13 protein-coding genes are annotated in these 15,400 nt (G+C 41.9%); all 13 read right to left on the reverse strand.

Annotated elements, in window-relative coordinates:
• Position 1: 1 nt before the first annotated feature.
• Complete coding sequence (locus ACWPOD_RS04025) at positions 2–1,135, reverse strand: exonuclease SbcCD subunit D (RefSeq protein ID WP_012842192.1); 1,134 nt, start codon at positions 1,133–1,135, stop codon at positions 2–4.
• Positions 1,136–1,459: 324 nt separating this feature from the next.
• A complete protein-coding gene (locus tag ACWPOD_RS04030; RefSeq protein ID WP_456231579.1) occupies positions 1,460–2,215 on the reverse strand; it encodes an NAD/NADP transhydrogenase subunit beta in 756 nt (251 codons plus the stop codon).
• Between the two features lie 84 nt (positions 2,216–2,299).
• Positions 2,300–2,590: a PAAR domain-containing protein gene (locus ACWPOD_RS04035; RefSeq protein ID WP_005375969.1), complete on the reverse strand. Its 291-nt coding sequence runs from the start codon at positions 2,588–2,590 to the stop codon at positions 2,300–2,302.
• An 11-nt stretch (positions 2,591–2,601) separates the two neighbouring features.
• On the reverse strand, positions 2,602–4,437 hold the full coding sequence (gene tssI / locus ACWPOD_RS04040; protein WP_258621813.1) for a type VI secretion system tip protein TssI/VgrG: 1,836 nt from the start codon (positions 4,435–4,437) through the stop codon (positions 2,602–2,604).
• Between the two features lie 48 nt (positions 4,438–4,485).
• A complete protein-coding gene (locus ACWPOD_RS04045; protein WP_005375967.1) occupies positions 4,486–4,965 on the reverse strand; it encodes an Hcp family type VI secretion system effector in 480 nt (159 codons plus the stop codon).
• Between the two features lie 208 nt (positions 4,966–5,173).
• A complete protein-coding gene (tssH, locus tag ACWPOD_RS04050) occupies positions 5,174–7,741 on the reverse strand; it encodes a type VI secretion system ATPase TssH (protein WP_456231580.1) in 2,568 nt (855 codons plus the stop codon).
• Between the two features lie 10 nt (positions 7,742–7,751).
• Positions 7,752–8,717: a type VI secretion system baseplate subunit TssG gene (gene tssG, locus ACWPOD_RS04055; protein WP_167427556.1), complete on the reverse strand. Its 966-nt coding sequence runs from the start codon at positions 8,715–8,717 to the stop codon at positions 7,752–7,754.
• A complete protein-coding gene (gene tssF, locus ACWPOD_RS04060; RefSeq protein ID WP_047009238.1) occupies positions 8,714–10,537 on the reverse strand; it encodes a type VI secretion system baseplate subunit TssF in 1,824 nt (607 codons plus the stop codon). The genes tssG and tssF overlap by 4 nt, the downstream gene beginning before the upstream one ends.
• Entirely contained in the window at positions 10,534–10,998 is a 465-nt protein-coding gene (gene tssE, locus ACWPOD_RS04065; RefSeq protein WP_012842186.1) for a type VI secretion system baseplate subunit TssE, read from the reverse strand. Before tssE ends, tssF begins: the two co-directional genes overlap by 4 nt.
• A gap of 7 nt (positions 10,999–11,005) precedes the next feature.
• Positions 11,006–11,800, reverse strand: a complete 795-nt coding sequence (locus tag ACWPOD_RS04070) for a type VI secretion system accessory protein TagJ (RefSeq protein ID WP_167427558.1) — start codon at positions 11,798–11,800, stop codon at positions 11,006–11,008.
• Between the two features lie 10 nt (positions 11,801–11,810).
• Positions 11,811–13,322 (reverse strand): type VI secretion system contractile sheath large subunit, encoded by a 1,512-nt coding sequence (tssC, locus tag ACWPOD_RS04075; protein ID WP_167427559.1) that lies wholly within the window; start codon positions 13,320–13,322, stop codon positions 11,811–11,813.
• A gap of 52 nt (positions 13,323–13,374) precedes the next feature.
• Positions 13,375–14,868, reverse strand: coding sequence for a type VI secretion system contractile sheath large subunit (gene tssC / locus ACWPOD_RS04080; protein ID WP_005396386.1), 1,494 nt, complete (start codon positions 14,866–14,868; stop codon positions 13,375–13,377).
• On the reverse strand, positions 14,868–15,398 hold the full coding sequence (gene tssB, locus ACWPOD_RS04085) for a type VI secretion system contractile sheath small subunit (RefSeq protein WP_005396385.1): 531 nt from the start codon (positions 15,396–15,398) through the stop codon (positions 14,868–14,870). Before tssB ends, tssC (ACWPOD_RS04080) begins: the two co-directional genes overlap by 1 nt.
• Between the last annotated feature and the right edge of the window lie 2 nt (positions 15,399–15,400).

The following is a 15,400-nucleotide window of genomic DNA, read 5'->3' on the forward strand; positions in this document are numbered from 1 at the left end:
CCTATTGCTGTGATAATTGCTTAATAATGTCAGTAACGGCTTGTTCTTGCTCTTGGGATAATTGACTATCTTGTGCCTCAATAAAAAAGTCTCGGAACATATCAATTTCGCTTCGGGCCAACTTTGCTTGCGCCATTTCCTGCTCTACCCCAATTAACATACCCGGTTTCTCAAGATGTAAAACGTTTGGATACACCGAACGAAGCTTTTCCATTGGATTTAAAATCGCATGTTTATCCATCAAACGAACTAACAAATAATCTTCATTTTTAGGGTCAGTCTTGCCCTGCTCTATGACTTTATCTAGCTCTCCCTCAACAATGCGCATTTCATGAGGGGCAATTAGCTCAATATGTTTAGCAGAGACAAATCCTTTCTTGTCTAGTTCGACTAACGTGAAGCCTTTCTTCTGGTTCTGTTCACCAAAACTATACTTCATAAGTGAACCAGAATAACGGATATGCTCTGCGCCTTTCTTCTGAGGCTGATGTAAATGACCAAGTGCGACGTAGTCGAAATCTAAGAAATGCTCATGACTTACGCGATCAGAGCCACCAATAGATAGTGGTCGTTCAGAGTCAGACTCAATAGCACCATCAACAAAACAGTGGCTAACGAGAACACGCCTTTGCTCTGAAATGAAATGCTCTCTTATTTGCTCTACAAGCAGTTGATGTGCCTCATCATGAGTTGATACCGAGGTTTTGTAGGCAAATCTGACCTGTTCAGGGTCGTTATAAGGCATGCCATAAAACGCTACCTCACCCGCAGAGTCCGTTTTTATGATGATGGGAGTTAGCATATCTTCAAAGTTACTAACAATATGAAGGCCTGCATTTTTCATTTGCTCTGAGCCAAAACCTAATCGTTCTGCACCATCATGGTTGCCAGATATCAATATCATCGGTGTTTTCAGTTCAGTACAAATACGCTTCACGACTCGATTTAGCAGTTCTATTGCAACCGTTGGTGGCACCGAACGGTCATAAATATCTCCCGCCACTACAACGGCATCGACGGGGTTGTGTTCAATATAGTTAATCAGTTGTTCGAGTACTGCTTGTTGATCTTCGAGTAGTGATACATTGTGGAATTGTCGACCAAGATGCCAATCTGAGGTGTGGATAAACTTCATTCGAATTCACTTTCCGCCAAATCTTTAAGCAAGGTTTGCTCCCGCAAGAATCCGAATTTCAGCCGTGTAAACATCAGAGTATTACGTGACTGGCTGAATCTGGCACAAACCAAAGCTCAATTTATTTAATTTGGGTTAGGATATCTTGAGTCGAACAGCTTTTCATGTAGTTTATGTTCTATGGTTCACTATTTCACCGGAAAGCGAGAAGAACGTTGTATAAACACCTTTTAAGCAACATTAAGTGATGGTCTCGAGTAAACATAACCGTCACATTTAAACCATTAAAAGCCAACGTTTAGAAGGGACAAACTAGATCCAGAACTACTCGTTATGCCAATTGTATAGAACTCCCACCGTATAACCATCTGGCTCGATATCAGCTTGCAAAACGTGGAAGTCTGAGTTGAGGCTACTTCTTTGATGCTCCTCAATCATTAACACTTTTAAAACACCTCCGCATGCGCCCAGCCCTCCTAGTTTAACATCAATAAATTGATACTGAGTTTGATCGGTCACCCAGGGAGACAAGAGTTGCATAGCATTTAACCATCGAGGCTCATCTCCATCAATGGATAAATGCAACTCACTAAGTGAGTGATCACACCCTACTCCAAGTTGTTTGAACACTTTATCGACAGCAATGCTTTGTTGTTTGGTATCTAAATCAATTCGAACATCATCAGTAACAAGGCCGGACTGTTGAAAAAAGCACTTCGTCAAAATGATCGAGTTTTGAGATTTGGCATGCTCTTCTGCATCGCGAGCAATTTCTATAGCCAGTATCCAAGTTGCTTGTGTTTCGTTAACTTCACGGTTTATCCGATTTAGCGCCATCAAGAACGCCGCTTGACCATAAGGATAAAAATAAATTTCTCTATTGGCAGAGTTACCAAGGATAAGAGAAAACTCGTTTATCAATGCCTTAAGCAAGCTTTTATCTACCGAAGACGGTAAAAGAACACAGATATTCCCTTTGATATCACTTTGCTCCAGTATCTCGCGCTTTGAGCGCACAAGATTTAATATCTGCTCATACAGTGGTTGATCAGGATAGGATCTTGGTGTTTCTGCGGGCAATCTAAAACATTCGTTAGCTATCTCACGAACAGTGTATGGCCTGCCATTAATGGCAAGAAGATGAGTTTGAAATGCGAGTGGCATCTAGCCTCCGATTAAAACCGTAGGCATGCCAGACAGAATTTTACCACCATGAGACGTTGAATCCCCGACCCTTGCCGCTGGCTTACCGTTGATTGTAACGCTAGAAGAGCCTGCTGAGATGCTATCCGGAGGACCTATGCAGATAAGCTTGTCTCCCTGCCTAGCCGCTGGAATGCCGCCAATTGTCACGTTTGGCGAGCCAACTACGACGGGGCCACCTACATGAGGAATTTTTCCTGTTTTTTTAGGACAAAGATGAAAGCTGCCCAATATTGCGGCTGGTTTACCCACTTTAAATCACCTTAGTTCAATGAAATTTGCCCAGCTTTAAGAGCGATAGCAGAGCCGTTAATAGATATTTTATTGCCTTTGATGTTGATTTCTCCGGAACTAGACATCTGAATCGAAGCGCCACCGACTTTGATCTCGATACTCTTTCCTGCATTAAAAGACAGCACTTCACCCGTTTCATTAGAAAAGTTTTTACCTACTTTCAAGGTCGCATTCTTGCCAATCTCTTGATTGACATCATTCGTCACTTTTTCGGTTTTACTGTTTTCAACGGCAATATCAACACAGTCTTCAACTAGCATTTGGAAAAGTTTTTCGGCATGAAGATAGATGTGTTCTTCACCGGGTTTGTCATCAAAGCGCAACTCATTAAAATTAGATGTGCCTTTTTGTACAGAACGCGATTTATAACCACTTTGAGAGCTTTGCTCTGGTAACGTGTAGGGAGGGAGTTGACTACCATTGTACAGTGACCCCGTAACAATTGGCTGGTCAGGATCGCCATTGACAAACTCGACGATGACCTCTTGTCCTACTCTAGGATGAAACACCGAGCCCCATCCGTTACCCGCGATATTTTGCGCAACACGAATCCAACATGAGCTGTTTACATCGTATTTACCAACACGATCCCAGTGAAACTGAACTTTAATACGACCGTGTTTGTCTATGTAAATTTCGCCATCTTTGTTTCCCGTTACCACTGCGGTTTGCAAACCTTTCATCTGAGGTTTCGGATAGTTCACTGAAGGGCGAAGGATTGTTTTTGAGTCAACACAACTAAATGATACTTTGACACCTTGCGCAGTAGTGCCACCTTGACCAGTCTGATTATAAACAGCCGCAGATAAAAAAACGGAGGACAGTACGTATTCTTTGCCGACTCGAGACTTATCTTCATGCTTTTTAAACTTAAAGCACTTTCCCACACTGAACGTTCGACACGTTGCCTCACCACGGCACAGATATGCGTTTTGCTGTAGTGCTTCTATAGCGTGCGTGTTTCTAAGTGCGTATTGATCATCACTTTCCGTTTCACCCATGTATTCAAAATACTCGCTTTCAGGCACGGTAAAAAAATCACTTTCACCCTTGGCAGTATTTTTAGGATTAGACGAAGGCTTAAGCATGTTATAGCCAGACTTTTGGCTTGCTTTCGTCGTCAAAACTTGGGTTTCATGCCAAGAAGAAATATGGCTAGACTTAGCCGTACCTGTATCAAAATCGACTAAAAACTCTGTACCCGGCTTATAGAAACTGATGTCGTCAAAAATCTTAAGCGTGTGGACAGACTTAGTGTGTGTGAAACAGAACGATAGCCCTTCTTCTGACAATAAGCGTCGGACAAATTCAAGGTCTGACTCTTCATATTGCACTTTGTATGTGTATTTAGGGTACGACTTAGTTAACTCAAAACTAAAGGCAACACTATGCTCCGAGAGTACTTCGGAGATAATTTCTTTTATATCTTTATGCTGAAATATTCTGCAATTTTTTCTATAATCGGCGAAACGTAATTTAGGCTCTATTAATAACTCTATATTTTTATAATTCTCACCATTATGAGTATTAGAAACTCGTTGCCCTTCTAATCTTGCAGCAGATACATAACCATGTATATAACGAGGTTTTGAAGAAACATCCTCACTATTTTCAAGGGTAATTGTTACTTCTTTACCAATTATTTCGTTTAACTCACTTCGTTGATCATTAAAGTAAGCTTTAGCACGCAATGAAAAAAGTTCTGAGATCTCTTCTCTATACTCAAATGAGTTTAGTATGATGGCATCTTTTCCGAATGGAGAGGAAATTCGGATGAAATTGTTATCTTGAGTTGCTCTTTTCATTAAATACTTCTTTCAAAAAATGCGGGGGAATATTCCCCCGCATAAAAATTACATTTGTTGACCTTTAACACCGCTGTAGCCGTATACCAATGGCGCAGAAGTGTTGTTTTTATCGTCAGTAGGAGTCACTGTCATCATCATTTCAGTGTAAGAAATAGTGATGGTTTCAACTGGACGATCATCCTGGATAGAAACTGAGTAGTTAGAAATCATCGCATCAGTCAGTTCGATCTTCATGATTTCTTCAACTTTCTCACCTTGCTTAGTAATATGGAAAACCGCAGGTTTACCTTTACCAATTGTCGCTTCTTTAAATAAGTCAGGAGAAGAACGGTCTTGAAGTTTAGTGATAGTCAAATCATATAGACGAGTAGCGCTCGCTTCACGGTCCATCGCTGTACCAGTGTATGATGAGATCTCACGACCTACACTCCAATCTACAGATAGTAGTGTAATCAAATCCTTATATTGCTCGGCAGTTGCCTCACCCTTAATATCTGCGTATTTAAGATACGTATTAGACTGCATGCTAATCTCCTATAGCATTATTAATTGACATATATCGTAGTAATTTAATTATCTGACGTTTGATGATAATTAGTGATTAATGTATCAAAAACTTCATTTTAAATACGCCCTGTTATATCTTTAAATAAGACTTAATTTAAGCGTTTTTTATAAAAAATAATAGTTAATATGAACCAACTCCCAATTATTATTGAGAGTGTAAAGGATGTTAAACTATTGAGACATCAAGTCCACTAGTTGTACCTTTAACAATAATTTCATCAAACGTCTTATCATTAAGAATTGCATGCAATATTTCATGAGAAATCTTAGGAAGTAATGTGTTTTCTATGGTTGTCTGTACCACACGTGCACCGCTCCCCGACTCATTACTATTGTCTACAATATCATTAATTAGTTCTTCATCAAAAAATAGGTCAGCGCCGTAATTTTTACGAATGCGATTCGTAACTTTGGCTAATTTTAATTTTGTTATTTCTATCAATACTTCTCTTGATAGAGGCAAATAAGGTAATACATTAACACGTCCTAAAAATGCAGGTTTAAAGTCAACCAACAAATCGTCACGCAAAGCATCTTTTAGTGCTGAAGGTTCTGGAGATAAATCAGGATCAGAATACAAAGACATCGTCGTTTCGGTCCCTGTATTCGCGGTCATAATAATAATAGTGTTTTTAAAATCTATATCGCGACCTTCACCATCTTTAATTGAGCCTTTATCGAATACCTGATAAAAAATATCTTGAACTCCAGGGTGTGCTTTTTCCATTTCATCCAAGAGAATCACACTATAAGGTTTGCGTCTGACGGCTTCAGTAAGTACACCACCTTCGCCATACCCAACATAACCTGGAGGCGAGCCTAATAATAAGGAAACTTTGTGCTCTTCTTTAAACTCGGACATATTGATAGTTGTGACATTCTCTTCACTGCCGTACACTTTCTCTGCAATAGCTAAAGCAGATTCAGTTTTACCCACTCCACTTGGTCCCGTGAGAAGAAATACACCATTTGGTCGTGTCTCATCCGTGAGCTGTGCACTGGCAGTTTTTATCACTTCAGACATGACTTCCAAAGCGTGATCCTGTCCGACAACTCGTTTACACAAACTCTCTTTCAAACTCAGTACAGCTTGGATTTCATCATCCTGAAGTTTGCCCAGTGGTATCCCGGTCCAATCTGAAATTACTTCTGCAACAAGCGCTTCATTGACATGCGAAAATACTAATGGCTGCGAGTTAGCGGAGAGGCTACTTTCGAGCTCTTGTAACTTGTCCCTAGCAGTCTCATAACCCTCCTTGATTATTTGAGCTCTAAGTGACTTAGCTTCACTTACCCACTCTTTTTCTTTCTCCCACAGCATCTCTAGTTCAACTATTTCACTAGATAGAACATCAATCTCTTTTCTGACATCTTGCAACTGCATATCAAGAGGTGCACCTAGCTGACTTTCTTGGCTTAGGTGCTCATACTCAGCTTGCTTAGCTTTTAGTTTATTCCTTTTCGCATCTAGACCTCCCGGTGTAGACGATTGACTTAACGCGACTCGCGAGCAGGCTGTGTCTAAAACAGACACAGCCTTATCTGGCAGTTGTCGGCCATTAATGTATCGAGCTGAGAGTTGAACGGCAGCATTGAGAGCCTGGCTAGTGATGTGGACGTCATGGTGTTGTGCCATTACATCAAGTAAACCACGTAACATCTCGACCGCAAGCTCAGGCGCTGGCTCGTCGACCTTCACTACTTGAAAGCGTCTGGTAAGAGCCGCGTCTTTTTCAAAATACTTTTTATATTCTGCCCAAGTTGTTGCTGCGATCGTTCTGAGTTCACCTCTCGCTAACGCTGGCTTTAGAATATTCGCTGCATCACCTTGTCCTGCTTGTCCCCCACCACCAATCAGACCATGTGCTTCATCGATAAACAAAATAATGGGTTGTGGTGCGTCGTTAACTTCTTTCACAAGGTTTTTAAGTCTGTTTTCAAACTCACCTTTCATGCCAGCACCAGCTTGCAATAACGCCAGATCCAAAGACTTAATCGCTACATTTTGTAGAGCAGGAGGTACATCGCCATCAATAATCTTTTGCGCCAAACCTTCAACAACGGCTGTTTTTCCAACGCCAGCTTCACCAGTTAGAATCGGGTTGTTTTGTCGACGTCTTAATAAGATGTCGATCATTAAACGGATTTCATTGTCTCTACCAATAACCGGATCTATCTTACCTTCCCTAGCCTGCTCAGTAAGATCTGTTGTAAATTGATTCAGCGCAGAATTCGCGTTTGATTTCCCTAGGTCATTCGATCCTGATTGACGCGTATTACTTTCTTTAAAGTTCAATAACCGAGATGGTTCTATCTTGTTTAACTCAGGGCTAATCGAACCAGCCATGTTGACTAACGTATCATCAGACAAGTAGGCAAATAAAAGATGAATGCAATCCAACTGCTCCTGATTGAACTCAATCGTTGCCGATAGCAAAGCATTTTGCATCACAGTCACTGTGTGAGCTGAAAGACCTGGGACCGATTGACATCCCGTTTTGTATTTTTCAAGTGTCTTTTGAAGATCAGTTTCAACCTTGATTTTATCGACATCAAATTCGTCGAAAACTTCTGAATAAATATCGGCAGGATGTTGAATAATCGTCATTAACCAGTGAGACATTTCAATACTGTGATGGGTTCGAGAGCTTGCCATCGCAGCTGCTTGTTCAAGTGTTTCCTTAGCCTGAGGAGACAATCTTTCGACCAACGCTGAAAGTGAGAGTGAAGCCATTATGTTTCCTTTAAATAGTAATTGTTATGGTTCGATCTTTTGTGCGTTTATGTTTTTTAAGTACAGAACCAACACCTAACTGACCATGTTTTTTTGATAAACAAACTTGAGGTAATAAACTATGTTTGGTGGTGAGCTGCCATTTCAATTGCTTATGCTTACCAATAAATTCATAAGCCGCACGTTTAATAATTTCTACATTTGGATGGTTAGGCAGTAATTTACTAACCAGATCTTTGTGCTTTGGCAGAAACTCGATCGTTGTTCCTGCGTTTATATTCCAAGCTTTCGAGCCTAAGGATGCTCCGGAACCAAGTTGAGCAAACTGCCCTTCAGGCATAGTTCGAGATGAAAGACGTGTTTGCTCTTCTTTTGCAAGATGTAGCCACTGCCCTTGAAACTCATGAATCTTTACTTGGCATCCAGATAAACATTCAAGAACACTTTTTAGTCCAGCTTTGCTTCTCGTCGGTGAAGCAAAAACACCACCATAATGCAGGGACAACGAACTACCCTGGCCAGTTAATGCCGACTTACAATCTTCTAAAGGTGAACGTAATCCCTGTGCATGAGCACGAGACTGAACGGTCAATTGACTTAGTTGCCAGCATCGATAGTAAAGAGACAGTAAACGATGGTTAAAAATATCGTAGAAGTCCACCATTGCCGTATCGCCTTCTTTTTGACGATGTAAAGCTAACTCGCTGTAGTGCTGAGGAAGCACCCCCTGCTCACCCGTTAGGCCTATTAAATTGGTTTCAAGTGCTAGCTTGTGGCTATCAATATGTTTTAGATCGCAAAGCTGCGCATTTTCAAAACCTAACGATGGATTGACCTTTAAGTTTAGTTTTTCATGCTTCGGTAGAGCATCTGTCCCTATTTGTGCCTCGGCTTGCAAGATCTCGTGTTCGATAAGGTGAATTGCTTCAAACAACGGATGTTGCTTTAGATCTCGATAAAATTGCTCCGCGCTCATAGCAACACCTTATCGCCAGTTAATGCAGGCCATAAGTGGAAGGGCTTTCCCGTTGACTTAAGTCTTATTTCTAGCTGCGTAAAAATGTTAATTTCAGCATATTGTGCAAAGTAAACGGATAGCACACTACCTAGGAGGAAGATTTGCTCTTTAGGTAAAATTTGATCAGAAACTGTCAAAATGATTTTTATACCGTGCGCAAAACCAACTTTACCTTTCTGACTGACTCTACCTGTAGTCGGCTCGAACTCTAGCTTCGCTAAAGCATCAATTACCGCTTTCGTTTCTGCTGTCCCAGAAAATGCGTAGAGATTCAGGGTTTGCTTCAAAGTTGTTAATCCATCTTCTTCGGTAAAGTGGTTTAAAGTTAGAAGCTTAGTTAGCTGCCATCGTGTACTTTCATCCATTTCTGGCCGGAGGGTTTCTGATATAGAAACTAAACAACGAACTGACTCGAAGTTGTCATTTACTTCCGGCAAAGAGACTTTTGGAAGACCGCCTCCAAATGGAAGCTTCTGCGCTAAATTACGATTGCAGCACTCAGCTTCAACGTACATTAACCAGTTTTCTCGGCTCTCTGGACTGAACAATTGATGCCTTTTATCAACAAAAGAAATGTACGTTTCCCTACCCGGCTCATCGTATCCACCAGCCCAGTTTTTATCCTCACGTCTCATCAACCAATAAATTTCACTGGCGTTCATATAATGCGTGTGCTCACCAGCGTGATAACATGGCAGGTTGTGATACGTTTTGTTCCAGTTTCTCAATGTTACGTCAGAAATAGAGACAACCTCGTTACTCTCGGCTTCCTGGTATTGCGGTGATAAGTGGTAATCGTACTCGGTTGGTAGAATACGCTTTGGCTCCATAACACTTTTAAATAAGTTTACGACTGGCACACAACCAACCATCAAGCTCTCTTCATCCACTTGCTTAGGAAGCCAATCATCATTGGTATCAAAGTAAAAATACAGCTCAACTTGCTCTCCAAGAGCTAGTTCTGATAATCCGAGTTCAGTGATATCAAAGAACATGAACTTCTCAGGAAAGTGCAGATACTCAACAAGTAATCTTGCTCCCGAAAAGCTTCTCTTACTGTATGGAACAACCTTCTCATCTTCTGAAAATCCCACTTCAATAAGATGCCTTTTCGTTAAAGAACGGACTTCTTTGCCACCCGCAACGACAGATAAACCAATTAGATTTTGAAATAGCATTTGGTAAAGTTTAAACGTCAACTGAGATTGCCCGTTTAAATAAAAGCGCAACCGTTCTAATCCCATTTCACTCAGAGATGTCTCTTCATCTTGGGCGGTGAGCTGGATTTTCAGAACTGAATGAGCATGGCTTTCCCATTGGGAGCCCACCGATTTAAGCGGTGCGTTTTTGAAAGCGCCAGAGGTCACATCAACAGGGTACATTCTGACCGGATAACAGGTTCTAAACTCGCATTCGTGGTATCCAGGAGCACCGATAACGACTCGCTCACCTTCTTCTACGTCAAAAAAAGAGGAAGTGGAGCTAGAGCAGTTCATCTTAATGACGGACATTGATGGAATTGGTGCGTGAAAATCCGGATATAACTGCCCCATCAAAGATTCAGTGAACTGAGGATAACTATTGTCTAAACTTTGTCTAATCCTTGCCGTTAGAAATGCACAGCCTTCTAGCAATCTTTCTACATGTGGATCGTCAACCTGCTCCTCACTGATACGGAGTCTCGCAGCGATCTTAGGATACTGCTCCCCAAACTCTTGTCCTTTGTGACGTAAATAAGCTAACTCGCGATTATAGTATTTGAGAAACTCTTCACTCATTTCGCTCTACTCAGTTTCATACCTAAATTTACCGGCTCTACTTCAGAATTGAATCGCACTTCATGAATGCTGTTATCGATTAAGCAAGTGGCGCTAATTTGTAACCTCAACACCCTATCAATAGCGTTTTTCTCGTCCGAAATCTGGACATAAGGATTCCTTAACCTAGGCTCGAACTCTTTAATTGCATCATGAACAATGTCACAAAGCTGATTCTGCCCCTCTTGGCTGCTATAAGGCATCGAGGAAAAATCTGGCAGACCATAATTCAATATTGAATAGCGAACCTCTAAAAGGTCATCAGGAATGTTTTTCCATCCGATACGACTATTTAACATAGACTCCAGATCTCTAAGCAAGCTGTTCAACATCTGTTGTTGGCTCGTAGGGAAGTCTTTTTCATCTCTAGTTGAAGGATCACTATCCATCAATTTGTCGAGCAGAGAAACGGTTAAAGACATGTTATTGTTACGCTATTTGTTTCGACTCTAACAATGTAGTCAAGTCACAGATTGGGAGGGCTGAATCACCAACTAGCCAACATTTTTGGCCTAAACCCACGAAGGATTCTTGCTCACCAAGCTGTTTCCAATCTGTTTCTCGACCTAGCTTTTGTGCGTCAGTTTCTGAGTCAACATAGGTCAATGGCATATGGCCTTCTCCTTCGCCAAGTCCGTCAATATCAAACTCTACAGGTCGCCAAATACTTTCTAATAAAGAGGTGGACGCTTTTATTTCTAGCGCTTGAATGCTAGAAATTGGAACAAGAAAATAGTTACCCGCGGTGGAAAACAGTTCAATGTAACCACCTAAACGATCATCAATATCCCTAGCATCTTCATAGTTTGTACCGTTTATGTTAAAGCCTTTAATAGTACGCTGCTCTTCAATGCTATGCGCTAGGTGTGACGCTTCTGCATAGTCTTGATTTTTGAGAGCGAGGTTAAAGCGAACAAGCTTTTTAGTGAATTCCTCGTCACCTAATACCTTGGCACTAGCCGCACCGTCGATAAAATCTTTTCTAGCCTGGGCCGCTTTCACTAAATGTCGCAACTGACTTGCACCAGGTAGATACTCAGGAAACAATTTGATCGATTGCATAAGTTGCTCATCCGCACGCTCGAAGTCTCCATCAATGCAAAGCAGCTCAATGAACGAGCTTCTCAAGCTTGCATCTTTAGGCGCCGCTTTAATTTCATCAATTAATAGCTCTAGAGCTTGTTGCAATTGGCCTTGGGACAAAGCATTTTTCCATTGGGTCATTGTTATTTCCTTACACCAAGTGCTCTGGTGATAATTCAGTAATTAATTTAATGCTAGATACCATTTGATCGAGCTGGAAGTGCGGTCGCAAATGGATAACAGAGTAATAGTGTCCTGGAGTTTCTCTTTTCTCTCGAACCGTAATTTTCGCTTCATTTAAGGGGTACTTCGCCCTAAGTTCATCAGATGCTTCATCCGACGCGGTAGTGTACTGGTGCAACCATCGTTGAAAGTCTCGCTCTAGGCTTTCTGAATCTTGATATCCACCAATCTTGTCACGCCCCATAACCTTGAGATAATGTGCGACTCGCGACACACACAACGTGTATTGCAACATCGACGTGAGCTTTGCATTCGTTGAAATGTGTTTTTCTGCATATTGCTTAGGCTTGTAGAGAGATACATTCGAGGTCATCCCTACCATATCGGTTTCAGGTACAGGAGAAATAGAAATGAAACCGCATTCAGACAACTCTTGTTCTTTTCTCTCAGAGATCTTTAAGTTTAAAGGGCATCTTTCACGGTCATTCTTGCCATTAACGCGCATTTTGTTCCTAGTAGGAGCGACGATAATACCCTGGCTATAATCCCCTTGCTTAATGCCTCGCATGTGCGTAAACCACCCATGCTCCTGAAACGCTCTAATTGATACGGCCGCAAAACAATACGCGCTACTCCCCCATAGCAAATCACGATTAGAGTCGTAGACATGCTCTTGAAAGTCGAACTGATCGTTGCGCGAACCATCACTTTTATATGGCTGACGGAATAAAACATTCGGCGCAGTCAGGCCAATAAATTTGGTATCATCGTTGTCTCTCAGACTGCGCCATTTTGCGTAATCTGCCTGTTCAAATTGGGCCGCAATATCTCTTATCGCAGAGAGCTGTGAAAAACTGTCAACACCAAACATCTCCGGCGATGCTGACATAATGAACGGGCTGAATGCTGCCGCTGCAGACTGAGAGATCTTGCTGAGCACAGACAGATCTCTATCAAAATAATTTTTACTCGCATCACAACGAAGTTGATAATCGCCAACTACCACGCCAAAGGGTTCTCCCCCGGCCATGCCATATTCATTTTGATAGAGCAGCTTAAATAGTGCTGATTGGTCAAACTCGATGGCTTTTAGTGCATCTTTACTGACTTCATTCCATGTTGCCGCCAACACCTTGACTTTGACGGAGTCTGATGATCGAGTGTCGACCTGTTCGCATAAATACCTCACGCCGATCCAACCTCTTTCGAGTTGTTGAAACTCAGGATGATGTATTATTTCGTTTAATTGAGATTCTAATAGCTCATCAATTCGGTTTATCGTGTTCATCACACTATGACGAAAACTGTCCAAATCTCTTGAACGCGTACCTTCTAGCCAAATTCGAGCTGCCTCTACAAGATCAGAAGATTCATTGAATCGAGTCAACCACGGGCTATCAAGCTCAGCATGGCCTCCTGTGCTGAATTCATGCTTTAGCTTACTGGGATCGCGAAAGTTAAGTGACACTGCTATTTCCATCTAGAACATAACGATTTGGTATGGCTGGCCTTACGACCAGCCAATTCATTTCTTATCCACCCGACTGAGGGATCTTTGCAACAAGTCGCAAAGATGTCGTCAATTCTTCCATTTGCAGCCAAGGCTTAAGCCATGCTACAGCATTGTAAGAACCTGGTGCGCCAGGGATTTCCTTAACCTGGACACGAGCATCTGCTAGAGGGTATTTCGCTCGGATCTCTTGACCACCACCCTCTGAAGCATTTACATAGCCTAGAATCCAGCGGTTCAACCAAGACTCAACGTCTTCTGCTTCCATAAAGCTACCGATTTTATCTCGAGCCATTACCTTCAAATAATGCGCAAAACGAGATGTCGCCATCATGTAAGGTAGACGTGCTGAAATCGCCGCATTAGCCGTTGCTTCTGGAGATTCGTGGTTCGCCGGTTTTTGACAGGTTTGCGCACCAAAGAAAACCGCATAGTTGGTGTTTTTGTAGTGACAAAGCGGTAAGAAACCAAGTTTACCCAGCTCTGCCTCACGTCGGTCGGTAATACCAATCTCTGTTGGACACTTCATATCAGGATCGCCATCATCACTCATGAAGAAATGTGTTGGCAAATTATCCACTCGACCACCACCTTCTGCACCACGGATAGCTGTACAGAATCCATATTTTGAGAAGGCGTCTGTTAACTTAACACCAAGAACATACGAAGAGTTCATCCAACAGTAGTCATTATGCTCAGCATTGACAGCAATACCTGACACTGGGTCTACTTCGAACTCTTCAAATCCAAATTCCTCAACTGGAGCAGTGGCTTGTCCGTATGGCAAACGAGCCAGAACTTTCGGCATAGTCAGGCTAACAAAACGTGAATCAGCACTCTCACGGAACGAACGCCATTGAGCGTATTCTAACGACTCAAAGACCTTGTCTAGATCGCGTGGTTTTGACAGTTCAGTCCACTCATCAAAACCAAATAGTGCTGGTGAGGCCGCGGACAAGAATGGGGAGAAGCCTGAAGCGGCTACATTTGACATTAGGCGCAGCGACTCAATATCCTCTGGGTGGTTGGTAAACTCATAGTCACCAATTAATGCACCATAAGGTTCACCACCTGCACTGCCAAACTCAGACTCGTAAACTTTCTTAAAGATCTGGCTTTGGTCAAATTCAACCGCTTTACTCAAGTCTTTATGTAACTCTTTCTTAGTCATACTCATCATGCGAATTTTCAGAGTAGAGCTCGTCTCTGAGTTCATCACTAGATAATTTAAACCACGCCAAGAACCTTCAAGTTTCTGTAATTCAGGATGATGCATTACTTCAGACAACTGATCAGAAATCTGTTTATCAAGTAAATTAATCGCTTCACGAAAAGTTACCGTTAGGTTTTTGTTCCAAGTAACCGTCCCTTTCATCGCTTCTTCAGTGAGCGTTTTAATTAGCTCTTCAGCACGAGAGGCTTCTGTCTGCTTAGTTGCACCAATAGCTTGATCTAAAAATGAAGTTGTTTGTTCATTAACAGTTGGATCTAACTGCTTTTCAGCTTCAGTCGTCATTATTCCGCTCCTTCAGTACTGTCTGACTTCGCTTTCTTGCCAAGATCTAACTCGCCCGCAAGTTTTGCCAGATTGTCTGTGTTGTTCAAAACATCCTCTAAGATGTTTTCAAGCTCTTCAGAACGGTCAACTTTTGTCATCAAATCACGCAGTTTATTACGCGTTTCCATCAGTTGGCGCAGCGGATCAACTTGATTTACGATCGCAGCGGGCTCAAAGTCTTGCATTGATTTAAAGTTCAAATCCACCTCAAACTGTGAATCGTCGTTCGCAAGCTTGTTCGCAACTTTGAACTTAACCGATGGGTTCATCTTTTTGAGCACATCATCGAAGTTGTCTCGATCGATCTGAATAAAACGGCGGTCTTTCAAAGGCTTCAACGCTTCAGTGTTTTGACCAGCGAAGTCACCCATTACACCTACAACAAAAGGTAGCTCTTTCTTAAGAGTTGTACCTTCAGTTTCAACATCATAGGTAATGTGGACACGAGGCTTCCGTACTCGTGACAGTTTCGAGTGGATACTCGTCATAC

The sequence above is a fragment of the Vibrio sp. JZG120 genome (assembly GCF_053890955.1).